This window comes from Massilia sp. NBRC 108631 (genome assembly GCF_059704565.1).
Genome location: NZ_BAAKJE010000225.1, coordinates 1 through 23,148, shown reverse-complemented (window position 1 = coordinate 23,148; position 23,148 = coordinate 1). Strand labels below are relative to the sequence as shown.

The 23,148-nt window shown below is 63.6% G+C and carries 23 protein-coding genes and 2 tRNA genes; 19 read left to right on the top strand and 6 right to left on the bottom strand.

Going from position 1 to position 23,148, the window contains the following annotated elements; all coding sequences use genetic code 11:
- Positions 1 to 4 precede the first annotated feature (4 nt).
- Both AC6H42_RS24520 and AC6H42_RS24515 read right to left on the bottom strand, forming a co-directional pair.
- Complete coding sequence (locus tag AC6H42_RS24520; RefSeq protein WP_497549166.1) at positions 5 to 1,318, bottom strand: dicarboxylate/amino acid:cation symporter; 1,314 nt, start codon at positions 1,316 to 1,318, stop codon at positions 5 to 7.
- Between the two features lie 142 nt (positions 1,319 to 1,460).
- Positions 1,461 to 2,255 carry a 3-hydroxybutyrate dehydrogenase gene (locus AC6H42_RS24515; RefSeq protein WP_497549165.1) on the bottom strand — a complete coding sequence of 265 codons (795 nt, stop codon included), beginning with the start codon at positions 2,253 to 2,255 and terminating at the stop codon, positions 1,461 to 1,463.
- 126 nt (positions 2,256 to 2,381) lie between these two features.
- Between AC6H42_RS24515 and AC6H42_RS24510 the strand changes: the two genes are divergently transcribed.
- The 3 genes from AC6H42_RS24510 to AC6H42_RS24500 all read left to right on the top strand — a co-directional run bounded on the left by AC6H42_RS24510 (position 2,382) and on the right by AC6H42_RS24500 (position 5,970).
- Positions 2,382 to 3,263 carry an alpha/beta fold hydrolase gene (locus tag AC6H42_RS24510; protein WP_057157001.1) on the top strand — a complete coding sequence of 294 codons (882 nt, stop codon included), beginning with the start codon at positions 2,382 to 2,384 and terminating at the stop codon, positions 3,261 to 3,263.
- Positions 3,264 to 3,283: 20 nt separating this feature from the next.
- Complete coding sequence (locus tag AC6H42_RS24505; protein WP_057157002.1) at positions 3,284 to 3,634, top strand: RidA family protein; 351 nt, start codon at positions 3,284 to 3,286, stop codon at positions 3,632 to 3,634.
- A gap of 86 nt (positions 3,635 to 3,720) precedes the next feature.
- On the top strand, positions 3,721 to 5,970 hold the full coding sequence (locus AC6H42_RS24500; protein ID WP_057157003.1) for a RelA/SpoT family protein: 2,250 nt from the start codon (positions 3,721 to 3,723) through the stop codon (positions 5,968 to 5,970).
- A gap of 6 nt (positions 5,971 to 5,976) precedes the next feature.
- On the opposite strand, the gene AC6H42_RS24495 is transcribed toward AC6H42_RS24500, so the two are convergent.
- Together AC6H42_RS24495 and AC6H42_RS24490 are read right to left on the bottom strand one after the other, a co-directional pair.
- Positions 5,977 to 6,885 (bottom strand): cation diffusion facilitator family transporter, encoded by a 909-nt coding sequence (locus AC6H42_RS24495; protein ID WP_057157004.1) that lies wholly within the window; start codon positions 6,883 to 6,885, stop codon positions 5,977 to 5,979.
- A gap of 5 nt (positions 6,886 to 6,890) precedes the next feature.
- Positions 6,891 to 7,337 carry a cache domain-containing protein gene (locus AC6H42_RS24490; RefSeq protein ID WP_162249930.1) on the bottom strand — a complete coding sequence of 149 codons (447 nt, stop codon included), beginning with the start codon at positions 7,335 to 7,337 and terminating at the stop codon, positions 6,891 to 6,893.
- A gap of 108 nt (positions 7,338 to 7,445) precedes the next feature.
- Between AC6H42_RS24490 and AC6H42_RS24485 the strand changes: the two genes are divergently transcribed.
- The 12 genes from AC6H42_RS24485 to AC6H42_RS24430 all read left to right on the top strand — a co-directional run bounded on the left by AC6H42_RS24485 (position 7,446) and on the right by AC6H42_RS24430 (position 18,003).
- Positions 7,446 to 7,522 (top strand) — tRNA-Val (locus AC6H42_RS24485).
- A 54-nt stretch (positions 7,523 to 7,576) separates the two neighbouring features.
- Positions 7,577 to 7,653 (top strand) — tRNA-Val (locus tag AC6H42_RS24480).
- Between the two features lie 209 nt (positions 7,654 to 7,862).
- Positions 7,863 to 9,770 carry a threonine--tRNA ligase gene (gene thrS / locus AC6H42_RS24475; RefSeq protein WP_057157006.1) on the top strand — a complete coding sequence of 636 codons (1,908 nt, stop codon included), beginning with the start codon at positions 7,863 to 7,865 and terminating at the stop codon, positions 9,768 to 9,770.
- 29 nt (positions 9,771 to 9,799) lie between these two features.
- A complete protein-coding gene (gene infC / locus AC6H42_RS24470) occupies positions 9,800 to 10,345 on the top strand; it encodes a translation initiation factor IF-3 (protein WP_307188299.1) in 546 nt (181 codons plus the stop codon).
- A 177-nt stretch (positions 10,346 to 10,522) separates the two neighbouring features.
- Entirely contained in the window at positions 10,523 to 10,720 is a 198-nt protein-coding gene (gene rpmI, locus AC6H42_RS24465) for a 50S ribosomal protein L35 (RefSeq protein WP_008449407.1), read from the top strand.
- A gap of 25 nt (positions 10,721 to 10,745) precedes the next feature.
- Positions 10,746 to 11,105 carry a 50S ribosomal protein L20 gene (gene rplT, locus AC6H42_RS24460; RefSeq protein ID WP_028833836.1) on the top strand — a complete coding sequence of 120 codons (360 nt, stop codon included), beginning with the start codon at positions 10,746 to 10,748 and terminating at the stop codon, positions 11,103 to 11,105.
- A gap of 100 nt (positions 11,106 to 11,205) precedes the next feature.
- A complete protein-coding gene (gene pheS, locus AC6H42_RS24455; RefSeq protein ID WP_057157008.1) occupies positions 11,206 to 12,222 on the top strand; it encodes a phenylalanine--tRNA ligase subunit alpha in 1,017 nt (338 codons plus the stop codon).
- A 12-nt stretch (positions 12,223 to 12,234) separates the two neighbouring features.
- Positions 12,235 to 14,661, top strand: coding sequence for a phenylalanine--tRNA ligase subunit beta (gene pheT, locus AC6H42_RS24450; RefSeq protein WP_057157009.1), 2,427 nt, complete (start codon positions 12,235 to 12,237; stop codon positions 14,659 to 14,661).
- A gap of 153 nt (positions 14,662 to 14,814) precedes the next feature.
- Positions 14,815 to 15,162, top strand: a complete 348-nt coding sequence (locus tag AC6H42_RS24445) for an integration host factor subunit alpha (RefSeq protein ID WP_057157010.1) — start codon at positions 14,815 to 14,817, stop codon at positions 15,160 to 15,162.
- 13 nt (positions 15,163 to 15,175) lie between these two features.
- Entirely contained in the window at positions 15,176 to 15,577 is a 402-nt protein-coding gene (locus AC6H42_RS24440) for a MerR family transcriptional regulator (protein WP_497549164.1), read from the top strand.
- Between the two features lie 163 nt (positions 15,578 to 15,740).
- Positions 15,741 to 16,373: a response regulator gene (locus AC6H42_RS24435; RefSeq protein ID WP_056391326.1), complete on the top strand. Its 633-nt coding sequence runs from the start codon at positions 15,741 to 15,743 to the stop codon at positions 16,371 to 16,373.
- 118 nt (positions 16,374 to 16,491) lie between these two features.
- Positions 16,492 to 18,003: a sensor histidine kinase gene (locus AC6H42_RS24430; protein WP_057157012.1), complete on the top strand. Its 1,512-nt coding sequence runs from the start codon at positions 16,492 to 16,494 to the stop codon at positions 18,001 to 18,003.
- On the opposite strand, the gene AC6H42_RS24425 is transcribed toward AC6H42_RS24430, so the two are convergent.
- Positions 17,906 to 18,715: a Crp/Fnr family transcriptional regulator gene (locus AC6H42_RS24425; RefSeq protein WP_082552019.1), complete on the bottom strand. Its 810-nt coding sequence runs from the start codon at positions 18,713 to 18,715 to the stop codon at positions 17,906 to 17,908. The genes AC6H42_RS24430 and AC6H42_RS24425 overlap by 98 nt on opposite strands.
- Before the next feature lie 304 nt (positions 18,716 to 19,019).
- On the opposite strand from AC6H42_RS24425, the gene AC6H42_RS24420 reads away from it, so the two are divergent.
- Positions 19,020 to 19,346 (top strand): hypothetical protein, encoded by a 327-nt coding sequence (locus AC6H42_RS24420; RefSeq protein WP_497549163.1) that lies wholly within the window; start codon positions 19,020 to 19,022, stop codon positions 19,344 to 19,346.
- 32 nt (positions 19,347 to 19,378) lie between these two features.
- Here the strand turns inward: AC6H42_RS24420 and AC6H42_RS24415 are convergent, their stop codons facing one another.
- Positions 19,379 to 21,415 carry a methyl-accepting chemotaxis protein gene (locus AC6H42_RS24415; protein ID WP_057157016.1) on the bottom strand — a complete coding sequence of 679 codons (2,037 nt, stop codon included), beginning with the start codon at positions 21,413 to 21,415 and terminating at the stop codon, positions 19,379 to 19,381.
- A gap of 200 nt (positions 21,416 to 21,615) precedes the next feature.
- Between AC6H42_RS24415 and AC6H42_RS24410 the strand changes: the two genes are divergently transcribed.
- From AC6H42_RS24410 to AC6H42_RS24400, 3 genes are all read left to right on the top strand, one after another.
- Complete coding sequence (locus AC6H42_RS24410) at positions 21,616 to 21,960, top strand: hypothetical protein (protein ID WP_057157017.1); 345 nt, start codon at positions 21,616 to 21,618, stop codon at positions 21,958 to 21,960.
- Positions 21,961 to 22,052: 92 nt separating this feature from the next.
- Positions 22,053 to 22,760 (top strand): response regulator transcription factor, encoded by a 708-nt coding sequence (locus tag AC6H42_RS24405; protein WP_057157018.1) that lies wholly within the window; start codon positions 22,053 to 22,055, stop codon positions 22,758 to 22,760.
- Positions 22,753 to 23,148, top strand: a 396-nt coding sequence (locus AC6H42_RS24400) for a sensor histidine kinase N-terminal domain-containing protein (RefSeq protein ID WP_497549162.1), incomplete at its 3' end; no start/stop codon positions are given. The genes AC6H42_RS24405 and AC6H42_RS24400, both read left to right, overlap by 8 nt.

The window sequence follows — 23,148 nt, the reverse complement described above, 5'->3', positions numbered from 1 at the left end:
GGGGTTACGCTGCCTTGGCTGCGGCCGGGGCAATTGCAGGCCCGGCGTGCGCCTCGCCCATCGGCGACGGGTTGGCCAGTTCGCGCTGCATGGTTTCCATGTCCAGCTCGTTTTCCCACTTCGACACCACCACGGCGGCCACGCCGTTGCCGATGAAGTTGGTCAGCGCGCGGGCTTCGCTCATGAAGCGGTCGATGCCCAGGATCAGCGCCATGCCCGCCACCGGGATGGTCGGCACCACGGCCAGGGTGGCGGCCAGGGTGATGAAGCCGGCGCCGGTGATGCCGGAGGCGCCCTTCGAGGTCAGCATCGCCACCGCCAGGATGGTCAGTTCCTGGCCCAGGGTCAGGTCGGTGTTGGTGGCTTGCGCGACGAACAGGGCGGCCATGGTCATGTAGATGTTGGTGCCGTCCAGGTTGAAGGAGTAGCCGGTGGGAACCACCAGGCCGACCACCGGTTTGGCGCAGCCCAGCTTTTCCAGCTTGCGCATCAGCGAAGGCAGCGCGCTTTCCGACGAGCTGGTGCCCAGCACGATCAGCAGTTCTTCTTTCACGTAGTTGATGAAGCGGGTGATCGAGAAACCGGTGAACTTGGCGATCGAGCCGAGCACGATGAAGATGAACAGGAAGCAGGTCAGGTAGAACGAACCCATCAGCTTGGCCAGCGGCAGCAGCGAATCGATGCCGTATTTGCCGATGGTGAAGGCCATGGCGCCGAACGCGCCGATCGGGGCCACTTTCATGACGATGTTGACGATGCCGAAGATGGCGTGCGCCAGGTCGTCGATCAGCTTGGCCAGCGGCCGGCCTTTTTCGCCCAGCAGCGACAGGGCGAAGCCGAACAGCACCGAAATCAGCAGCACTTGCAGGATGTCGCCCTTGGCGAAGGCGTCGACCACGGTGTTCGGGATGATGTTCATCACGAAGTCGGTGGTGGACTGGTGCTTGGCTTTTTCGGTGTACTGGGCGATGGCCTTGGTGTCCAGCGTGGCGGGATCGACGTTGAAGCCGTCGCCCGGGCGCAGGATGTTGGCCACGAACAGGCCGATCACCAGCGCGAAGGTGGACACCACCTCGAAGTACAGCAGGGCCTTGCCGCCGACGCGGCCGATTTTCTTGACGTCTTGCATGCCGGCAATGCCGGACACCACGGTGCAGAAGATTACCGGGGCGATGATCATCTTGATCAGCTTGATGAAGCCGTCGCCCAGCGGCTTCATGGCGACGGCGTCGCCGGGCAGGTATATGCCCAGCAGCACGCCGCATAGAATCGCGAACAAGACCTGCACGTACAGGACTTTGTAGAATGGTTTTTTCATGATCGTCTCCCCATTGATAAATCGAATGAGGCCGATCATGAGGGAAAATAACTGTGTGGACTATTGTGGCAATCACTATTGCGGTTAACCACATTGCGGCTATCCACAATGGCCCGGCGGCAGCGCTTGCCTTATTGCGCGCTTACTGCGCGACCCAGCCGCCGTCCATATTCCAGGCCACGCCGCGCACCTGTTTGGCCGCGTCGCTGCACAGGAACACGGCCAGCGCGCCCAGTTCCTCGGGCGTGACGAACTCGCCGGACGGCTGCTTGTCGGCCAGCAGCGCTTTCTTGGCCTCGTCGTTGCTCAAGCCGTCCTTCAGGGCGCGCGCATCGACCTGCTTTTGCACCAGCGGCGTCAGCACGAAGCCGGGACAGATGGCGTTGGCGGTGACGCCGGTCTGCGCCGTTTCCAGCGCGGTCACCTTGGTCAGGCCCACCAGGCCGTGCTTGGCCGCCACGTAGGCCGATTTGCCGGCCGAACCCACCAAGCCGTGCGCCGAGGCCAGGTTGATGATGCGGCCCCAGTTCTGCTTGCGCATGTAAGGCAGCGCCAGGCGCGACGTGTGGAAGGCGGAGGTCAGGTTGATGGCGATGATGGAGTCCCATTTTTCGACCGGGAAGTCTTCCACGTTGGCCACATGCTGGATGCCGGCGTTGTTGACCACCACGTCCAGGCCGCCGAACTTGTCGGCCGCGAAGGCGAACAGCGCTTCGATTTCCGGCGCTTTCGACATGTCGGCGTTGTGGTAGGCCGTTTGCACGCCGAATTCGCGCGCCGTGTCCGCTTGCAGCTGGGCGATTTCGGCGGCGTCGCCGAAGCCGTTGAACAGGATGTTGGCGCCTTCGGCCGCCAGCGAACGCGCCATGCCCAGGCCGATGCCGGACGTGGAACCGGTGACAAGTGCGGTCTTGCCGCGAAGGAGGGTGCTGGCCATGGAGTTCCTTTATAGAGTGAATCGAAATCTGCGGGTTGTCGGATGGGAAATGCGTGCGCTACACTTCTTCAAGATTTTAAGCCCAACGCCGGGTAAAATGTCGTACGTTGAAAAAAAGGAATCAGCATGATCGAGGCAAAAATAAAGTCTGTGCAGTGCATTTCGCCCAGCGGCTTGCACCAGATGGCCTACAAGGAATGGGGCGACGAGGACAATCCCAACGTGCTGGTCTGCGTGCATGGCGTGACGCGCGTTTCCGACGATTTCGATAATATGGCGCGCGCGCTGGCCGGCCACTACCGCGTGGTGGCGCCGGACGTGGTGGGCCGCGGCCGTTCCGGCCGCCTGCGCAACCCCGAACTGTACCGCCTGCCGCAGTATGTGTCCGACATGGTGACCCTGGTGGCGCGCGTGACCGCGCGCGGCCCGCGCCAGACGGTGGACTGGTTCGGCACCTCGATGGGCGGCCTGATCGGCATGGGCCTGGCCTCGCTGCCGGACAGCCCGGTCAGCAAGCTGGTGCTCAACGATATCGGCCCGGTGCTCGACCCGGACGCGCTGCGGCGCATCGGCGACTACATCGGCCAGGACCTGCGCTTCCCGAGCTTTGAACTGGGCGCCAAGTTCGTGCGCGACGTGTCGCTGCCGTTCGGCCCGCATACCGACGACGAGTGGCACAAGCTGGCCGCCGACGTCTTGCGCCAGGATCAGGACGGCCAGTGGGTGCGCCACTATGATATGGGACTGGCCCAGCCGTTCCGCTCGGCCACGCCCGAATCGGCGCGCGCCGACGAGGCCATGCTGTGGGCCGCCTATGACGCGATCCGCTGCCCGACCCTGCTGGTGCGCGGCGCCCAATCCGATTTGCTGTCGCCGGCGACGGCATTGAGCATGACACAGCGCGGGCCAAAAGCCACGCTGGTGGAGATACCGGACGTCGGTCACGCTCCCACCTTCCTGCATGGCGACCAGATCGCCATCGCCAAGAAGTTTTTACTTGACCTATAAACCTTTAGAAAGAACATCGTATGGAAATCACCCGCCTGCACGTTGGCAAACGCCTGTCCGAAGTCGCCATCCATAACGGCACCGTCTACCTGGCCGGCCAGATCGCCGAAGACACCAGCAAGGACATCGTGGGCCAGACCCAGGAAGTGCTGGCCGCCGTCGACCGCCTGCTGGCCGAAGCCGGCAGCGACAAGACCTGCATCCTGAGCACCGCCATCTACATCAAGGACATGGCCCTGTTCCCGGGCATGAACGAAGTGTGGGACAGCTGGGTCGCCCAGGGCCACACGCCGCCGCGCGCGACCGTGGAAGCCACGCTGGCCAATCCGGCCTGCCTGGTGGAAGTGGTGGTGGTCGCAGCACAGCGTTAAGCACTGCGCGCGCCAGGCGCGCCAGGCAGTGGGCAACAAGCATAACCCCGCAACTGCGGGGATGATTCAACAAAGTAAGAGGTATCATGGTTTCTATCGCAGCGCTCAACAGCGCAACGTCGGACCAGCTGGTCCAGGGCCTGTCGGCCGAAGACGGCGCGCGGGTGCTGGCCGCGCTTGACCTGGCCAGCGCAGCGTATGGCGACAAGACCTGCAGCAGCGGCCAGAGTGCGTTCGAGTTCGCCGTCGGCGTCGCGAGCACGCTGGCCTTCCTGCGTATCGATGCGGAAACCCGCATCGCCGGCCTGATGTTCGAGGCAACCCTGCTCGATCCATCCCAGGCCCCGAATATCGAACCCCGTTTCGGTCCCGCCGTGGCTGAACTGGTCAGCGGCGTGCGCCAGCTGATCCGCCTGCGCGAGCTGACCCAGACCCAGCCTTCCGGCACGCCCGGGCGCGGCAAGAACGCGGCCCAGCAGGCCGTGGCGCAAGTGGAAACGCTGCGCAAGATGCTGCTGGCCATGGCCAGCGACATGCGCGTGGTGCTGGTGCGCCTGGCCTCCTGCGTGACCACCTTGCGCTATTTCGCCGACATCAAGCGTTTTGACGAGGTGACCCACAGCTACGGCCGCGAAACGCTGGACCTGTACGCGCCGCTGGCCAACCGGCTCGGCATCTGGCAGCTGAAATGGGAGCTGGAAGACCTGTCGTTCCGCTTCATCGAACCGGATGCGTACAAGCGCATCGCCAAGATGCTGGAAGAAAAGCGCATGATGCGCGAAGGCTTCGTGTCGTCCTCCATCACGCGCCTGCAGAACGAGCTCAACAGCGCAGGCATCAAGGCTGAAGTGTTCGGCCGGCCCAAGCACATCTACTCGATCTGGAGCAAGATGCGCGGCAAGGAGCTGGACTTCACGGAGCTGTACGACGTGCGCGCCTTCCGCGTCATCGTCGACGACGTCAAGACCTGCTACACCGTGCTGGGCGTGGTGCACAACATCTGGACCCCGATCCCGAAAGAATTCGACGACTACATCTCGCGGCCCAAGCCGAACGGCTACCGCTCGCTGCACACGGTGGTGACGGCCGACGACGGCCGCCCGCTGGAAGTGCAGATCCGCACCCAGGAAATGCACAACTTCGCCGAATACGGCGTGGCCGCGCACTGGCGCTACAAGGAGGAGGGCGGTTCCAACTTCCAGGGCCAGAAGTACGACGAAAAGATCGCCTGGCTGCGCCAGCTGCTGGCCTGGAAATCGGACGTGGCCGACACCGTGGTGGGCCAGGAGGAAGTGCAGCGCGAATGGGTGGAAAAGCTCAAGTCCGCCTCGCTGGACGACCGCATCTTCGTGCTCACGCCGCAGGCGCGCGTGCTGGAGCTGCCGGTGGGGGCCACACCGATCGACTTCGCCTACCATTTGCACAGCGACGTGGGCCACCGTTGCCGCGGCGCGCGCGTGGACGGCATCATGGTGCCGCTCAACACCGCGCTGAAGAACGGCCAGACCTGCGAGATCATTACCGCCAAGGGCGCGCCCGGCACGGCCGGGCCGTCGCGCGACTGGCTCAATCCCGAATACACGGTGGCCACCCGCACCCGTTCCAAGATCCGTGCCTGGTTCCACGCCATCGACCAGCAGGAAACGCTGTCGCACGGGCGCGCCATGGTGGAGAAATCGCTGCAGCGCGAAGGCAAGACCGCGGTCAACCTGGAGGCGCTGGCGAACAAGCTCGGCTTCGCCAAGGTGGACGACCTGTTCATCTCGGTGGGCAAGGAAGAGTTCAGCCTGCGCCACGTGGAGCAGGCGCTGCACGACACGGGCGAGCCGGTCGAAGTGGAAGATGCGGTGGTGCTCGGCAAGAGCCGCGCCTCCAGCGTGGAGCAGGGCGCCAAGTCCGGCGTGCTGGTGGTGGGCACGGACGGGCTGATGACGCAGCTGGCCAAGTGCTGCAAGCCGGCGCCGCCGGACAGCATCGTCGGCTTCGTCACGCGCGGCAAGGGCGTGTCGATCCACCGCGCCACGTGCAAGAACTTCGCCGAGATGCGCGCCAAGGCGCCGGAGCGCGTCATCGTCACCGAATGGGGGCGCGCGGTCAACGAGACCGTCTACCCGGTCGGCATTTTCGTGCTGGCGGGCGACCGCCAGGGCCTGCTGCGCGACATTTCCGAGATTTTCTCGCGTGAAAAGCTCAACGTCATCGGCGTCAACACGCAGAGCGCGAAAGGGCAGGCGCGCATGACCTTCACTGCTGAAATCGGCTCCACCGCGCAGCTGCAAAAAGCCCTGTCGGCGATCGCCGAAGTCAGCGGCGTGCTGGAAGCGCGCCGCTCCTGATTGCGCTCAGGCCGCCAGTTCGGCCTGCAGCGTCACGTGGTCGATGCCATGCCGCGCCAGCAGCATGGCCTTGATGGCGGCCAGGATGGCCGGCCAGTCCTGCAGGTCGCGCACCTCGATGTGGCCGATCAGCGCAGGCTGGCCGGGGGACATCGACCACACGTGCAGGTCGTGCACCGACGCCACGCCCGCCACCTGTTCCAGGTCCGCGCCCACCTGCAGATAGTCGATGTGGCCGGGCACGCCTTCCATCAGGTGATGGTAGGACTCGCGCAGGATCTCCACGGTCGACTTCAGTATCAGCAGCGACACCAGGATGGACAGCAGCGGATCGATCTGCATCCAGCCGGTGTACCAGATCACCGCGCCGGCAATCAGCGCGGCAATGGAACCGAGCAAGTCGCCCATCACGTGCACCAGCGCGGCGCGCGTGTTCATGCTTTTCTTGTCGTGCGACAGCACCCAGGCCACCGCCAGGTTCACGCCCAGGCCGATGCCCGCCACCACGAACACCATGCCGCCCTGCACCTGCTGCGGCGCGCTGAAGCGCTGCACGGCTTCGAACACGATCCAGCCCACCACGCCCAGCATCAGCAGGCCGTTGACGAAGGCGGCCAGCGCCTCGGCGCGGCCATAGCCGAAGGAGTAGCGCGCCGACGGCGGCCGCTTGGCGATCAGCTGCGCCAGCAGGGCCAGGCCCAGCGCGGCGGCGTCGGTCACCATGTGGCCGGCGTCCGAGATCAGGGCCAGCGAATTGGCCAGGAAGCCGGACACCGCTTCCACCCCGGCAAAGCCCAGCGTGAGCGCCACCGCCCAGCCCAGCACTTTCAGGCTGCGGTCTCCCGTGTAGTGTTTGTGCTGGGCGTCGCCCGCGCGGTGCGCGTGCAGGTGGGCGGTGTCGGTATCGAGGTGCATAGGCGTTATTTGTAAGTGCCGCAGGTGATGATGTATTGGCCCACCTGGCGGAACCAGGCCGACTTGGCGTGCATCTGCTGGGTCGTCGGGTGTACCCACTTATAGTCGACCGGACCTTGCTGGCCTTTGCTGGCTTTGTCCAGGATCTCGCGCACGAAGTACTTGTCGTCCTCGTCGCGGTAGTTGTATACGTTGAGGCCGACCAGGCGCGGAATGGCCCCGTGCGCCATTACCTTACCATGCTCGTCGTAGATCACGATATAGAGGTCGCGGTGGATGAAGCGGCCCTTGGGATTGCTGGCTTCGAAGAAGGTCTTGGCCGGCCCCTGGTCCGCCAGGTAGGCGGCGGTCTTGTTGACCAGGGCGAGGGCGTCGGCCGGCGTGCCGTGGCCGCTGGCGCAGGCGCACAGGCTGAACAGCGCTGCGGCCAGAAAAGTTAACAACTGTTTCATGTTTCTAGCGTTTTCTGTAACAACTGAATATAGCATAGTGGGCTAGAGCAATGTTTTCACATTTGCCCCTTGCGGAAGCGATTTTCACTCTCTATAATGCTGGTCTTCGGGCGGTTAGTTCAGCTGGTTAGAATACTTGGTCGACATCCAAGGGGTCGGGGATTCGAATTCCTCACCGCCCACCAGAACATGTAGTAAGATGGTTTTTCAGTTGTATGCAGTAAGCGAGCAGTAAACAAGGGCGGTTAGTTCAGCTGGTTAGAATACTTGGTCGACATCCAAGGGGTCGGGGATTCGAATTCCTCACCGCCCACCACCAACATTATGTAAGAGCGAGAAAGGCAATCCGGTTATGACACCGCGAACTACTACCAAGGTTAGTAAGTAACGCTAGTCACCGGCTTTCTCACGCTATCACATGGAAGAAAACGCGGCTAGCCCGCGTTTTTTTTCGTCCGCAGTTTCGCAGTTTCCCAATATTTCCGTTTCACCCACTATCCGGCATTTTGCCGACTGGAGAGCATGATGGTTGCAGTCCGACTTCCCGATGGTTCCGTGCGTCAGTTCGACGCGCCCGTCACGGTGGCCCAGGTGGCCTCCAATATCAGCACCAGCCTGGGCAAGGCTGCGCTGGCCGGCAAGGTTGACGGCAAGGTCGTCGACACTTCCTTCCTGATCGAGCAGGATGCCGACGTGGCCATCGTGACCGACCGCGACCCGGAAGGCCTGGACGTGATCCGCCACTCCACCGCCCACTTGCTCGCCTACGCCGTCAAGGAGCTGTTCCCGGACGCGCAAGTGACCATCGGCCCGGTGATTGAAAACGGCTTCTACTACGATTTCTCGTACAAGCGCCCGTTTACGCCGGAAGACCTGGTGGCGATCGAAAAGAAAATGGCCGAACTGGCCAAGAAGGACGAGCCGGTCACCCGCCAGGTCCTGCCGCGCGACGAGGCCGTGGCCTACTTCAAGTCCATCAACGAACACTACAAGGCCGAGATCATCGCCTCGATTCCAGCCGACCAGGATGTGTCGCTGTACTCGGAAGGCAAGTTCACCGACTTGTGCCGCGGCCCGCACGTGCCGTCGACCGGCAAGCTGAAAGTGTTCAAGCTGATGAAGCTGGCCGGCGCCTACTGGCGCGGCGACTCGAAGAACGAGATGCTGCAGCGCGTCTACGGCACCGCCTGGACCAAGAAGGAAGACCAGGAGCAGTACCTGTTCCAGCTGGAAGAGGCGGAAAAGCGCGACCACCGCAAGCTGGGCAAGCAGCTGGACTTTTTCCACTTCCAGGACGAGGCGCCCGGCCTGGTGTTCTGGCATCCGAAAGGCTGGACCATCTGGCAGCAGGTTGAGCAATACATGCGCAACAAATACCAGGTCAACGGCTACCAGGAAGTGAAGGCGCCGCAGATCCTGGACGCCAGCCTGTGGGGTAAGACCGGCCACTGGGACAACTACCGCGAAAACATGTTCGTGACGGAGTCGGAAAACCGCTCCTACGCGCTAAAGCCGATGAACTGCCCGGGCCACGTGCAGATCTTCAACAGCAATATGCGCTCCTACCGCGACCTGCCGCTGCGCTACGGCGAGTTCGGCCAGTGCCACCGCAACGAGCCGTCCGGCGCGCTGCACGGCATCATGCGCGTGCGCGGCTTCACCCAGGACGACGGCCACATCTTCTGCATGCAGGAGCAGATCGAGCCGGAAGTGGTGGCGTTCCACACCCAGGCCATGGAGGTGTACGCCGACTTCGACTTCACCAACATCGACGTCAAGCTGGCGCTGCGCCCCGACAGCCGCATCGGCACCGACGAAGTGTGGGACGAGGCCGAAGAGGCGCTGCGTTCCGGCCTGCGCGCCTGCGGCGTGGCATGGACCGAGCTGCCGGGCGAGGGTGCCTTCTACGGCCCGAAAATCGAATACCACCTGAAGGATTCGCTGGGCCGCCCTTGGCAGGTCGGCACCATGCAGGTCGACTTCTTCATGCCGCAGCGCCTGGGCGCCGAATACGTGGCGGCCGACAACTCGCGCCAGGTGCCGGTCATGCTGCACCGCGCCATCGTCGGTTCGCTGGAACGCTTCATCGGCATCCTGATCGAAAACTACGCCGGCGCGCTGCCGATGTGGCTGGCGCCGGTGCAGGTATCGGTGCTCAACATCTCCGACGCGCAGGCCGATTATGTGAACGATGTGGCCGCCAAGCTGCGCAAACAGGGCTTCCGCGTGCAGACCGATTTGCGCAACGAGAAGATTACGTATAAAATACGCGAACATTCCGTCCAAAAACTGCCGTACATTCTGGTCGTCGGCGACAAGGAACGGGATGCCAACACTGTGGCCGTGCGGGCACGTGGGAATGTCGATCTGGGCGTAATGTCCCTCGACTCCCTGGTTGAGCGACTCCTCAAGGACGTTGCCGACAAAGCCTGACCCCGAGGAAACTCGCATACCGGCCGATCATCGAATTTTTAAAGGAAACTACAATAGCTACTGACAAGTCGCATCGCATCAATGGCGAAATCACCGCTCCCGAAATGCGTCTGAGCGGGGTTGACAACGAACCGCTCGGTATCGTGAGCCTGGCCGAAGCCTTCCGCCTGGCGGAAGAAGCGAACGTCGACCTGGTGGAGATCGCCCCGACGGCGGTCCCGCCAGTCTGCCGTCTGATGGACTACGGCAAGTTCAAGTATTCGGAGCAGAAGAAGGCCCACGAAGCGAAGCTCAAGCAAAAAGTCATCTCCGTGAAGGAAGTCAAATTCCGTCCGGGCACCGATGACGGCGATTACAATATCAAGCTGCGCAACCTCATCAAGTTCCTCGATGACGGCGACAAGACCAAGATCACGCTGCGCTTCCGCGGCCGTGAGATGGCGCACCAGGATATCGGTTTCCGCATGCTCGAGCGTCTGAAGGCTGACCTGGAGCCGTACGGCCAGGTCGAGCAGTTCCCGAAGATGGAAGGCCGCCAGATGATCATGGTCCTGGCGCCGAAAAAGAAGAAGTAAACAAGAATTTGCGGAATAGCGGACACCTTAGGGTATAATCGCGTTCCGCAAAATGTAGTGGCCAACAGCAAGACGGACCGCTGCATCAACAAGTGAAAGCAGGCCTCTAAGCGCAGCGTAGTGCTGCCACCTGCAATCCTGTTAATTTGGAGCTGCCCGTAAGAGGGCAGATGTGTTATGCCAAAAATGAAGACCAAAAGCTCCGCGAAAAAGCGTTTTCGCGTGCGTCCAGGTGGTACTGTTAAATCGGGTATGGCTTTCAAGCGCCACATCCTGACCAAAAAGACCACCAAGAACAAGCGTCAGCTGCGTGGTACCCGTAACATCAACGCATCGGATGTCACGTCCGTCATGCGCATGATGCCTACCGCTTAATCTCACACTCATTTAAGGAGCTAATATGCCTCGAGTAAAACGTGGGGTTACTGCGCGTGCCCGTCATAAAAAAGTATTAAACCTGGCCAAGGGTTACCGTGGTCGTCGTAGCAAGGTATACCGTATTGCCAAGCAAGCAGTCATGCGCGCTGGCCAGTACGCATACCGTGACCGCCGTAACAAGAAGCGCGTCTTCCGCCGCCTGTGGATCGCCCGTATCAACGCCGCTTCCCGTGAGCATGGCGTGACGTACAGCGTGTTCATGAACGGTCTGAAGAAGGCGAACATCGAGCTGGACCGTAAGGTTCTGGCCGATATGGCTGTGATGGACAAGCCGGCCTTCGCCGCGATTGTCAACACCGTCAAAGCACAAATCGCTGCCTAATATCAGCGTTTGATGCGTAGCGCTGCTTCCGGCAGCGCATGAGAGCGGGGCAAGGTGTGAACCTGTGCCCCGTTTTTAATTTCCAAGACAGGAATATTGCATGAACTCCCTGGAAGAACTGGTCGTCTCGGCACGTGCTGACTTTATCGCCGCCGCAGACGCCGCCGCACTTGAGAACGCCAAAGCCAAGTATCTGGGCAAGACCGGCCAGATCACCGAAATGATGAAGGGCCTGGGCAAGCTCGACCCGGACGCGAAAAAAGCGCAGGGCGCGCTGATCAACGCCGCCAAAGTGCAGATCGAAGCCGCGCTGACCGCGCGCCGCGACGCCATGGCCGAAGCCCAGCTGCAAGCCCGCCTGAACGCGGAAGAAATCGACGTCACTTTGCCAGGCCGCGGCCGCGCCGGCGGTGGCCTGCATCCTGTCATGCGCACCTGGGAGCGCGTGGAGGAAATCTTCCGCTCGATCGGCTTCGACGTGGCCGGCGGCCCCGAGATCGAAACCGACTGGACCAATTTCACTGCCCTGAACAGCCCGGAGAACCATCCGGCCCGTTCGATGCAGGACACCTTCTACGTGGACGGCAACGACAGCGCCGGCAAGCCGCTGCTGCTGCGCACCCACACCAGCCCGATGCAGGTACGCTACGCGCGCAGCCACACGCCGCCAATCAAGGTGATCGCGCCGGGCCGCACCTACCGCGTCGACAGCGACGCCACCCACTCGCCGATGTTCCACCAGGTCGAAGGCCTGTGGATCGCCGAGGACATCAGCTTCGCCGACCTGAAGGGTGTGTACCTGAACTTCGTCAAGGCCTTCTTCGAGACCGATGACCTGCAGGTGCGCTTCCGGCCGTCATATTTCCCGTTTACCGAACCGTCGGCCGAGATCGACATCGCCTTCGGCAGCGGTCCATTGAAGGGCCGCTGGCTGGAAGTGTCCGGCTCCGGCCAGGTGCACCCGTCGGTGGTGCGCAACTTCGGCCTCGATCCCGAGCGCTACATCGGTTTCGCGTTCGGCTCCGGCCTGGAGCGCCTGACCATGCTGCGTTACGGCATCAACGACCTGCGCCTGTTCTACGAAGGCGACCTGCGTTTCCTGAAACAGTTCAACTGAGGCACCACGACTATGCAATTCTCTGAAAATTGGCTGCGCACTCTTGTCGATCCGAAAATGACGTCGGATGAACTGGCGCACATGCTGACCATGTCCGGCCTGGAAGTGGAAGAAGTCGAACCGGTCGCGCCGCCGTTCTCCAACGTGGTTGTGGGCCAGGTGCGCGAGATGGCCAAGCATCCGGACGCGGACCGCCTGAACGTGTGCCAGGTCGACGTCGGCACCGGCACCTTGCTCAACATCGTGTGCGGCGCGCCCAATGTGCGCCCCGGCCTGAAAGTGGTGTGCGCCATGGCCGGCGCGGTGCTGCCGCCGGGTGCGGACGGCAAGCCGTTTGAAATCAAGGTGGGCAAGCTGCGCGGCGTCGAATCGCAGGGCATGCTGTGCTCGGCCAAGGAACTGAAGCTGTCGGAAGAGGGCTCCGGCCTGCTGGAACTGCCCGACGACGCGCCGGTGGGCCAGAACTTCCGCGACTACTACGCGCTGAACGACCTGAAATTCACCATCAAGCTGACCCCGAACAAGGCGGACTGCCTGTCGGTGCTGGGCGTGGCGCGCGAAGTGTCGGCGCTGACCGGCGTGCCGCTGACCATGCCGTCCTTCCGCACCGTGCCGGTGACGATGGGCGAAGTGCTGCCGGTGAAGATCTCGGCGCCGGACCTGTGCGGCCGCTTCTCCGGCCGCGTGATCCGCAACCTGAACGCCAAGGCCGCCACGCCGGAGTGGATGAAGCAGCGCCTCGAGCGCAGCGGCCAGCGCGCGGTGTCGGCGCTGGTGGACATTTCCAACTACGTGATGCTGGAGCTGGGCCGTCCTACCCACGTGTTCGACCTGGCCAAGATCCACGGCGGCCTGGACGTGCGCTGGGGCAAGGCCGGCGAAACGCTGAAGCTGTTGAACGGCAACACCGTGGCGGTGGACGAGTGGGTCGGCGTGATCGCCGACGACAAGGAACTCGAATCGCTGGCCGGCATCATGGGTGGCGACGCCACCGCCGTGTCGCTGGACACCGAGTCGATTTACCTGGAAGCGGCGTTCTGGTGGCCGAACGCCATCCAGGGCCGGGCCCGCAAGTACAACTTCTCGACCGACGCGGCGCACCGCTTCGAGCGCGGCGTGGACTACGCCACCACCGTCGAGCACATCGAGCGCATCACCTCGCTGCTGGTGGAAATCTGCGGCACCCCCGCCACGCAAGTGGGCCCGGTGGACGACCAGATCGTCAACCTGCCGCAGCCGAAGCCGGTGCAGATGCGCACCGCGCGCGCCCAGAAGGTCATCGGCGTGCCGCTGACCGACGAACTGGTGGCCGACATCTTCACCCGCCTGGGCCTGCAGTTCACCCTGGCCGACAGCATCTTCTCGGTGAGCGCGCCGTCCTACCGTTTCGACATCGAAATCGAGGAAGACCTGATCGAGGAAGTGGCCCGCGTGTACGGCTTCGAGAACATCCCGGCGGTGGCGCCGGTGGCGCCGAACACCATGCATATCGCGCCCGAAAACACCCGTTCGCTGTTCGCCGTGCGCCACCAGCTGGCCGACCTCGGCTACCAGGAAGTGGTCAACATGAGCTTTGTCGAAGCCCAGTGGGAGCTGGACTTCAGCGGCAACGACAATCCGATCAAGCTGCAGAACCCGATCGCCAGCCAGCTGAGCGTAATGCGCTCGTCGCTGATCGGCAGCCTGGTGGCCAATGTGCGCTACAACCTGAACCGCAAAGCCAGCCGCGTGCGGGTGTTCGAGCTGGGCGCCATCTACCAGCGCGATGCGTCGGTGCAGGACGGCCCGCTGACGGTGGCGGGCTACAGCCAGCCGCAACGCGTGGCCGCGCTGGCCTACGGCCCGGTGGCCGACGAGCAGTGGGGCCAGGATACCCGCCTGGTCGACTACTTCGACGTCAAGGCCGACCTGGAGCAGCTGTTCGCCCCGGCCACGCTGCGCTTCAGCAAGGCCGCGCACCCGGCGCTGCACCCGGGCCGCTCGGCAAATATCGAACTGGACGGCAAGGTGATCGGCTTTATCGGCGAGCTGCATCCGCGCTGGCTGCAGAAATACGACCTGCCGCAGGCGCCGGTCTTGTTCGAAGTTGATGCAATTGCCTTGCAGCAACGCAGTGTGCCAAAATACAGCGAGATCTCCAAGTTCCCGGGCGCCACGCGCGACCTGGCGCTGGTCGTCAAACAGGCTGTGCCGGCGCAGGATCTGCTTGACGCTTTCGCCGCCGCGCTGGCCGGCCACGCGCACGGCAAGCTGGTGCAAGCCATTGTTTTGTTTGATGAATATCGCGGCAAAGGGCTGGAAGCGGACGAGAAATCGCTTGCTTTCCGCTTTAGCTTGCAAGATACTCAAAACACCCTGCAGGACGACGTAGTGGACGCTGTGATGAGTGCGCTGGCCGAGTCGGCACAGCAAAAGCACGGCGCGAAACTGCGCTCTTAAGCGGGCCGTAAGTCACAGCGGGCAATATGCCATCCCGGAATCCGGCCGCCGCCGGATTCCCGTTCTTTTTATAGGCAGGGCAGCAAAATTAATAACAACGACGTTGATACCGCCGTACTCGAATCCGCCCTGGATGCCGAGCTGCACAGCGCGATGCTGGTGGCCAAGGTGCGCCAGGAGGCGGAAAAGGACATGCCCACGCTGACCAAGGCGGAGCTGGCAGAGTTGCTGTTCGAGCAGGTTGGACTGAACAAGCGTGAAGCCAAGGACATGGTGGAAACCTTCTTCGACGAGATCCGCAACGCGCTCGAGCGCGGCGAGGCCGTCAAGCTGTCCGGTTTCGGTAATTTCCAGCTGCGCGACAAGCCGCAGCGTCCCGGCCGCAATCCCAAGACCGGCGAGGAAATTCCGATCACCGCGCGCCGCGTGGTGACCTTCCACGCCAGCCAGAAGCTGAAGAGCATGGTCGAGGAAAGCAATCCCATGGCGCGTGCCGCCTGAGTGAGACAGCAGCATGAACGATAGGCCAGGCAAATCCGAACTGGTGGTGTTGCCGCCGATTCCAGCCAAACGCTATTTCACGATAGGCGAGGTGAGCGAATTGTGCGGCGTGAAGCCGCATGTGCTGCGCTACTGGGAGCAGGAGTTCACCCAGCTCAAACCGGTCAAGCGGCGCGGCAACCGGCGCTATTACCAGCATCATGAGGTGCTGCTGATACGCCGTATACGGGAACTGTTATACGAACAAGGTTTTACCATCAGCGGTGCGCGCAACAAACTAGATAGCCGCAGCGCCGATCCTGCGCAGGCAGGGTATGATGGAGGCTATGAGCGTGCAGCGCCGGCCGTGCCGCCGCCGCTGGACCGGGACATGATACGCAGCGAACTGCTTGCCATCCTCGGCCTGCTTGGCTGACCGGTTTGCTGGGCAGCCGGGCGGCGCGGGGCGGGCGGCACCAGGGGCGCGCCGCAAAGCGCCTTTTTTTTCGCGTAGAATAGCAGTGCTACAATAATAAGATTATTATTTTGTTAGCGGAAGCGCGGGGACTTTCCCATGCAAGGAAGACACGAGGGAACACATGATACGCGTTGCCATATGTGACGATCATCAAATAGTTAGAGCCGGCTTCAAGCAGATTTTTTCGTCCGCGGACGATTTCAGTGTAGTGGCGGAGGGCAGTACCGGGCGCGAAGCGCTGGACATTGCCCGCCGCGAGATATGCGACGTGCTGTTGCTGGACATCGCCATGCCGGACCAGTCCGGCATTGATACCCTGCGTACCATACGCCAGGGCCAGCCGGACTTGCCGGTGCTGATACTGTCCGGCTATCCGGCGCAGCAGTACGCGCTGAACCTGTTCAAGATGGGCGCCAACGGCTATCTGAACAAGGAGTGCGAAGCCGACGAGCTGATCACGGCGGTGCGCACCGTGCACCAGGGCCGGCGCTACGTCAGCTCGCAAGTGGGCGAACTGCTGGCGCAGAGTTTCGACCGCGACCCCAACACGGCGCTGCATACCGAACTGTCGGACCGCGAGTTCCAGGTGTTCCTGCGCCTGGCGCGCGGCGCCACGGTCAGCGATATCGGCGTGGCGTTGTCGCTCAGCATCAAAACGGTGAGTACCTACCGCACCCGCATCATGGAAAAAATGGGCCTGCAATCGAACAGCGATCTGACCTATTATGCTATGAAGAACAACCTGCTGGATTAGCGCACAGCGCCCGTCCTGGCGCGCACGTTAGGAAACTGATGCGGCGCAGCAAAAAACGGCAGGGTCTATAATGGCCCTGCCATAACGGCTGCTCATCTAGCAAAGGATGCCTATCAGGATGTATTTCACCGTCGACGCGGCGCCCCATCACAGACTGCCGCTGTACAAGACCGTACTGTGCGTAACTTGCGCACTGATACTGATCGTGAACGGCTTCAGCCTGTTCCATAACTTGCAGTCGCTAAAGGGCGCCAACTTCCTGTTAAGCCAGTCCTCGCGCGTGGCTGAGCGGCTGCAGTACCTGAACGTGCTGGTACTCGACGCCGAGAGCAGCATGCGCGGCTACTTTGTGTCCGGCAAGGAATCCTACCTGGGGCCAACCCGCACCGTCACGGTGGAAACGGAAACCGAATTCAAGGAACTGGAACTGCTGCTGGCCGATAGCCCGTCGCAGCTGAAAAACCTGGCGCAGCTGCACACCATCGTGCGGCGCAAGCTGGCCCTGATGGGCGAATCGATCGAAGTCTATCGCCACGGCGGCCTGGAAGAGATCGTCAACATCGCCAAGGTCACCGACGACCGCGCGTCCATGGACGAACTGCGCCTGCTGGTGGTCATCATGGTGCAGGAACAGAATGAAACGCTGGCCGCGCGCAGCGCCAGCTTCTACCACCAGTACCAGAAGGCCGTGCTGCTGGGCACCGGCATCAACGCGGTGGCCATCTTCGTGCTGATCATGTTCTACCAACTGGTGCGGCGCAGTTTCCGCAACCAGGCGGCGGTCGAGCACGCCTTGCAGGTGTCGAACGACAACCTCGAATCCATGGTGGCCCAGCGTACCGAGCAGCTGTCGGTGCTGTCGCGCCACCTGATCAGTATCAGCGAGGAAGAGAAAGTGCGGCTGTCGCGCGAACTGCACGACGAGATGGGCGCGCATTTGACGTCGATCAGCATGGACCTGGGCGCCGTCATGCACCAGTTGCAGAAAACCAACCCCGAACTGGCCTCCCAGCTCAAGCGCGCCCGCGCCACGTTGCTCGACACGGTGGAAATGAAGCGCCGCATCATCGAGAACCTGCGCCCCAGCCTGCTGGACAACCTGGGCTTGTGCGCCGCCATCGAAAGCTATTGCGACGAGTTCAGCCGCATGTCGGCGCTGCCGTGCGAGACCGATATCGCCAGCCATATCGACAACGTGGCCAAGGGCCGCGACTCCAGCCTGGCCATTGCGCTGTTCCGCATCGTGCAGGAGTCGCTGACCAATATCCGGAAGTATGCGCGCGCCACCAAGGTGATCGTGACGCTGCAGTGCAGTGAAGACTTGCTGGTGCTGCGCGTGATCGACGATGGTGTGGGCATCGAATCGAACACGCTGGTGAAGCCGATGTCGCATGGCTTGCTGGGGATGCGCGAGCGGGCACTGCTGCTGGGCGGCACGCTGACCATCCGCCGCGGCCGCAACGACAAGGGAACTTGTATCGAAGTACATATTCCGATGCGCGCCAGGGCCGGTGTCGCCGAGCAGTGCGAGCCTAGCAGCCCGCCACGTCCACCAGCAGGCGATCGTACTCCGTCTTCGCCACCTTATAGCACTCGCCCGCGTAGCGTTCCAAGCCTGAACGATCAATAACGGTGATGTTGCCGCGGCGATAGGTGATCAGGCCGTCTTCCTGCAGCTTGCCGGCGGCCGCGGTGATGCTCTCGCGCCGCACGCCCAGCATGATGGAGATCATTTCCTGGGTTACCTTCAGTTCGTTGCTCAGCGACCGGTCCAGGCGGTCCAGCAGCCAGCGGCACAGTTTCTGCTCGATCGAGCTGTGGCGGCCGCCGACGGCGTTTTGCGCCATCTGCGCGAACAGCGCATGGTTGTAGCGCATCAGCAGCTGGGGCAGGGCGCCGCCCTGGTTGAACGCTTCGCGCAGGTGCTGCGCCTTCAGGCGGTAGCCGTAGCCGGCGCTTTGCACCACGGCGCTGCACATGGCGCGCTCGCCGGGGAACATCGACACGCCTACCACGCCTTCATGGCCTACCACGGCGATCTCGGTGGTGGCGCCGTCTTCCATCACGTACAGCAGGGACACTATGGCAGTGGTCGGGAAATACACGTTTTCCAGCTTGCTGCCGAATTCAAACAATTCCTTGCCAAATGGCAAGGTCACCAGTTCCAGGTGTTCAAACAGGGATTCCAGGACTTCACGAGGCAAGGCGGCCAGCAGTTCGTTCTGCTGTGTACCGCTATAGCTGACAACCGGCCGGGACGCAACTTTGAATTCCCGCGAGCCTACGGGCATCGTCTGGGAGAGCGACTGTGTGACGGTATCGCTAAGTTGAGTGTTGTTCATTTTATTCCTCACAGGCTAAGTACAAAGTAGCGCTGGATGCCGGTTGTGCTCGATTTTGCTGAGTCCGGGTGGGCTTCTGTTCTCGCTCCACTTTATCCATCGCGTTGTTAGTACTTTAGGTCTGTATGTACTTTACGAACATAAGACGGGGCAGCGCCCCCGTGTAGGCTCGTTGCATGGCGCCTTGTCAGCCTAGTCCTACTGCAAGCATCATGGGCGGCTTCACGCGCAGCGCATCCTGCCTTCACACAGCGGCATTACGATGGCTCCTGGACTACGCAATTCAATCAAAAAGGAGGGGCAGATGGGCACACTGAGGAAGGGCGCCGCGCCGGGCGGGGCGCAGCCGGCCGGCTGGCAGGTATTGCTGGTGGTGCTGGGAACGGCGCTGTTGCTGCTGGTGCCGCTGGTGGCGATGCAGTTCACCGACGAGGTGGCGTGGACCGGGTCCGACTTCGCCATTGCCGGCGTGCTGCTGGCCGGGACCGGCCTGTCCTACGTGGCGGCGGCGCGGCTGTTGCGCACCCGGCAGCGGCGCCTGGCGCTGGGCCTTGGGCTGGCGCTGCTGCTGGCGCTGGTGTGGGTGGAGCTGGCGGTCGGCCTGATCGGCACGCCGTTCGCAGGAAGTTAGCCTGCTGACTTGCCCGCCGGCTAAGCTCCCGGCTAGCCGAGCAGGCGCGCGCGCTTGCGCGACACGATGGTGGGCTGGTTGGCGCTCCAGGCGAGGGGCGGCGCCACGGTTCCCAGCACGGCCGGCTGGCCGTCGAGCCGGAAGCGGCTGACGGCTTCGCCGAGCTGGGCCGCCTCCTCGTGCAGGCGGTCCGCTCCGACAGAGGCTTGCAGCACCAGCGCGCCGTTCTGGCGCGTCATGTCGTCGATGCGGGCCAGGGCGTGGTCGACTTGCTCGATTTCGCTGCGCTGCACCGCCTCGGCGGCGCTGATCTGTTCGATGATGGCGGCGGTCTGCTGCACCGAATTCACCACCTGCGTCATGGTGGCGCCGGCCGCGTTCACCAGCGCGCTGCCGGCCTCCACTTCGCGCACCGAATCGACGATCAGCTTCTTGATTTCCAGCGCGGCGGCAGCCGAGCGCTGCGCCAGGCTGCGCACTTCGCCCGCCACCACCGCGAAGCCGCGGCCCTGTTCGCCGGCGCGGGCCGCTTCCACCGCCGCGTTCAGGGCCAGGATGTTGGTCTGGAAGGCGATGCCGTCGATCACGCCGATGATGTCGCTGATCTTGTCGGAGCTGGCCCGGATGCCGGCCATGGTCTCGACCACGGCGGCCACGCTGCGCCCGCCCTGCTGGGCGATGTCGGACGCGGCCTGCACCAGCTTGCGCCCGCGTTCGGCGTGCGCGGCGTTGCGCTGCACGGTGGCCGTCAGCGCGCGCATCGAGGCCACGGTGGCCGACAGGTCGCCGGCTTGCGCTTCGGTGTGGCCGGACAGCGCGGTGTTGCCGCTGGCCAGTTCGTCGGCGCCATCGGCGATGCGGCCGGCGCCGCTGCGGATATCGTCCACCAGCATGGCCAGCGCTTGCGTCATGCCGCCGAAGGCGTTGACCAGGCCGCCGATCTCGTCGCGCGCCGGGGAGCTGATTTCCAGGGTCAGGTCGCCGGCCGCCGCCGCCTGCACGGCGCGGTTCAGCGTGCCCACGTCGCGCGAGAAAGACAGGTAGAAACCGGTGAACAGCACGGCGGCCACGGCCAGCGCGGCGGCCACGGCGCCCAGCATCAGGTTGCGGCGCAGGCGGTCGCGCGCCAGGCGTTCGGCCAGCAGCCGGTCCAGCGCCGTGGCCGACGCGGCCGCAAAGCCGTACAGCTTGCCGATCGCCTCGTGGCCGGCGGCGCTGAATTCCTTGCCGCTGGTCTGGTTGTAGGAGTTGCTCACTTCGTTCTTGTTGCGCTCCAGGAACGCCAGCGCGGCGGGAATGGCGGCCAGGTGCGGCTGCAGCGCCGCTTGCAGCTGCGGGTTGTGCAGCAAGATGGCGTCGGCCTGCGCCGGCAGGCGTTCCAGCTGGTGGCGCGCCAGCATGGCGGTGGCGTTGAGCAGTTGGTCCTCGTTGCCTTCGAACAGGCCGGTGTCGATGTAGGCGGCGCCGCGCGCGGCGATCACGGACAGGTCCTCGGCCACTTCCGGCAGCGTCTTCTGGAACGCGGCCACCAGGTAGTGGGTTTGCACTTCCGGGTCCAGGCTCAGGCTGGAGCGGTCCGCCACCAGCGCGCTCAGTTTGGCCAGCCTGGCCAGCAGCGCACCGTGCAGCGCCAGGCTGTCCCTGGCGTCCGATGCCGGCTGGCGTTCGGCCAGCGCTTGCCATGCTTGCCGCACCGCCGTCCACGCCGGCAGCCCGGCCAGGCCGGCCGCGGCGGGCCGGCTGTCCAGCTGCCAGCTGTCCAGGCGTTTCAGGCGCGCCTCGATATCGGCGCGCAGCGCGGCGCCGTCGAGCGGCTGGCGCGCTGCCAGGCGCAGGCGCTCCAGCGCACGGTGCTGCTGGGCCAGCCGGCTCACTTGCTGCAGTTGCCCGATATAAGCCACGCCCAGCTGCTCGCGCTCGCTCACCTCCAGCGATTTGTGCAATTCATGCATGAGCAGCGTGGTCACCAGCAGCAGCGGCAGCAGGAACACCAGCGACACCAGCAGGAATTTGGGGAACAGGCGCAGGCGCTGCATCAGCGCGATGACCGGGCGGAATAGGGTATTCATCAATGTTTCGAGCCATAAAATTGCCATGACGCAATGGTGCCTGCCGAATGTGACCGCAGCGTGAATAAATTTGGGCACTTTGTGACTATTTGAGAGATTTTCCGACGCGAAACGTGCCATTCTTGGTAGAATTTTCCATGTGGGAATTTGAATTTCCTATGATGAAGATGTGACAAGAAGGGAGAGCCGTCATCGACGCCATGGACGCCAAGCTGTACTTCTACCTGGGAAGCACGCTGCTGCTGCTGGTGCATTGCATCAGCGCCGCGTATTTCGTCGCCTCCGGCAAGCGCAAGCCGAAGCAGGTGAAGGCCATGTGTTTCCTGTCGCTGGCCACCGCCACCTGCGTGCTGATCGCCTTGCTGTTCTTCGAAGTGTGCTTCGCCGCCAGCATGGAGCGCATCGACGCGGCCATGCTGATGGTGCCGCTGATGGTGTGCGTGGCGGGCGACGTGCTGATGTACCGCCTGTCCATCGTCAAGCCCTACACCATGACCGACGGCAGCGGCAGCCGGGTGCGCACCCGCCGCCGCAACATCGTCTGACGCCGGCCCGCCGCACGGCTGTACATCGGCCGTGCCAGCCCTTATAGTGCCTGCAGGCGCGGCCTTGACCGCGCGCAATCATGAGGCAGGCTATGCACGTACTACTGGTGGAAGATGACGCGGTGCTGGCCGACGGCCTGCAGCGCGTGCTGAGCGGCCATGGCATGGCGGTGGACGTGCTGCGCAGCGGCACCGAGGCCGACGCGCTGCTGCAGCGCGCCGGCGCGGCCTACGCCGACCATCCCGGCACGGCCGGCGAACTGGCGGTGCTGGTGCTCGACATCGGCTTGCCCGGCATCGACGGTTTCGAAGTCGTGCGCCGCCTGCGCGCGCGCGGCAGTTCCATCCCGGTGCTGCTGCTGACCGCGCGCGACGCCATCGAAGACCGCGTGCGCGGCCTGGAACTGGGCGCCGACGATTACCTGGTCAAACCTTTCGCCACGCCGGAACTGGTGGCGCGCGTGCGCGCGCTGGCGCGGCGCCATGCGCCCAAGGCGGCCGCGCTGGCCATGGGCGACCTGGCGCTGGACAGCAGCACCAAGCGCGCCCGCGTGAAAGAGCGCTACATCGAGCTGTCGGCGCGCGAGTGGGCGGTGCTGGAATACCTGCTGCAGCACGGCGGGCGGGTGGTGTCCAAGCAGCAGATCATCGACGCCATCCTGCCCTGGGGCGAGGACATGACGCAGAACGCGGTGGAAGTCTATATTTCCCGCCTGCGGCTGAAGATCGCCGACGCCGGCGTCTCGATCCGCACCATACGCGGCTTCGGCTACATGCTGGAGCTGGCGCCGCATGCCTAGCATCCGGCTGCGCCTGCTGAAGTGGCTGATCGCGCCCATCCTGCTGATCAACCTGGCGGGCGGCGCACTGACCTATATGCTGGCCTGGCTGCCGGCGCAAACCGCTTTCGACCAGAGCCTGTCCGACGCCGCCGGCGCGCTGGGCGCGCGCCTGTCGGCCGCCAACGGCGCCTGGCGCATCGACCTGCCGCCGCAGGCGGAGCAGGTGCTGCGCAACGGCGACGCCGACGCGGTGTATTTCGTGGTGCGCGACAGCGCAGGGCGGGTGGTGGCGGGGGACGCGGACTTTCCTGCGCTGCGCCAGGCCGGCGGCGGCGCCGCGCTGGCCTACGACGGCGCCATGCGCGGCGAGGCGGTGCGCGTGGGCACCTTGCGCGTGGCCGCCGCC

Excerpts from the sequence above, each read along its gene's own strand:
- AC6H42_RS24495 (WP_057157004.1), bottom strand. The coding sequence starts at position 6,885 with ATGCACCTCGATACCGACACCGCCCACCTGCACGCGCACCGCGCGGGC.
- AC6H42_RS24520 (WP_497549166.1), bottom strand. The coding sequence starts at position 1,318 with ATGAAAAAACCATTCTACAAAGTCCTGTACGTGCAGGTCTTGTTCGCG.
- AC6H42_RS24490 (WP_162249930.1), bottom strand. The coding sequence starts at position 7,337 with ATGAAACAGTTGTTAACTTTTCTGGCCGCAGCGCTGTTCAGCCTGTGC.
- pheT (WP_057157009.1), top strand. The coding sequence starts at position 12,235 with ATGCAATTCTCTGAAAATTGGCTGCGCACTCTTGTCGATCCGAAAATG.
- AC6H42_RS24500 (WP_057157003.1), top strand. The coding sequence starts at position 3,721 with ATGGTTTCTATCGCAGCGCTCAACAGCGCAACGTCGGACCAGCTGGTC.
- AC6H42_RS24505 (WP_057157002.1), top strand. The coding sequence starts at position 3,284 with ATGGAAATCACCCGCCTGCACGTTGGCAAACGCCTGTCCGAAGTCGCC.
- AC6H42_RS24425 (WP_082552019.1), bottom strand. The coding sequence starts at position 18,715 with ATGAACAACACTCAACTTAGCGATACCGTCACACAGTCGCTCTCCCAG.
- AC6H42_RS24420 (WP_497549163.1), top strand. The coding sequence starts at position 19,020 with ATGGGCACACTGAGGAAGGGCGCCGCGCCGGGCGGGGCGCAGCCGGCC.
- AC6H42_RS24445 (WP_057157010.1), top strand. The coding sequence starts at position 14,815 with ATGCTGGTGGCCAAGGTGCGCCAGGAGGCGGAAAAGGACATGCCCACG.
- AC6H42_RS24430 (WP_057157012.1), top strand. The coding sequence starts at position 16,492 with ATGTATTTCACCGTCGACGCGGCGCCCCATCACAGACTGCCGCTGTAC.
- AC6H42_RS24410 (WP_057157017.1), top strand. The coding sequence starts at position 21,616 with ATGGACGCCAAGCTGTACTTCTACCTGGGAAGCACGCTGCTGCTGCTG.
- AC6H42_RS24435 (WP_056391326.1), top strand. The coding sequence starts at position 15,741 with ATGATACGCGTTGCCATATGTGACGATCATCAAATAGTTAGAGCCGGC.
- AC6H42_RS24515 (WP_497549165.1), bottom strand. The coding sequence starts at position 2,255 with ATGGCCAGCACCCTCCTTCGCGGCAAGACCGCACTTGTCACCGGTTCC.
- pheS (WP_057157008.1), top strand. The coding sequence starts at position 11,206 with ATGAACTCCCTGGAAGAACTGGTCGTCTCGGCACGTGCTGACTTTATC.
- AC6H42_RS24405 (WP_057157018.1), top strand. The coding sequence starts at position 22,053 with ATGCACGTACTACTGGTGGAAGATGACGCGGTGCTGGCCGACGGCCTG.
- AC6H42_RS24415 (WP_057157016.1), bottom strand. The coding sequence starts at position 21,415 with ATGAATACCCTATTCCGCCCGGTCATCGCGCTGATGCAGCGCCTGCGC.
- rplT (WP_028833836.1), top strand. The coding sequence starts at position 10,746 with ATGCCTCGAGTAAAACGTGGGGTTACTGCGCGTGCCCGTCATAAAAAA.
- AC6H42_RS24510 (WP_057157001.1), top strand. The coding sequence starts at position 2,382 with ATGATCGAGGCAAAAATAAAGTCTGTGCAGTGCATTTCGCCCAGCGGC.
- AC6H42_RS24440 (WP_497549164.1), top strand. The coding sequence starts at position 15,176 with ATGAACGATAGGCCAGGCAAATCCGAACTGGTGGTGTTGCCGCCGATT.
- rpmI (WP_008449407.1), top strand. The coding sequence starts at position 10,523 with ATGCCAAAAATGAAGACCAAAAGCTCCGCGAAAAAGCGTTTTCGCGTG.
- thrS (WP_057157006.1), top strand. The coding sequence starts at position 7,863 with ATGGTTGCAGTCCGACTTCCCGATGGTTCCGTGCGTCAGTTCGACGCG.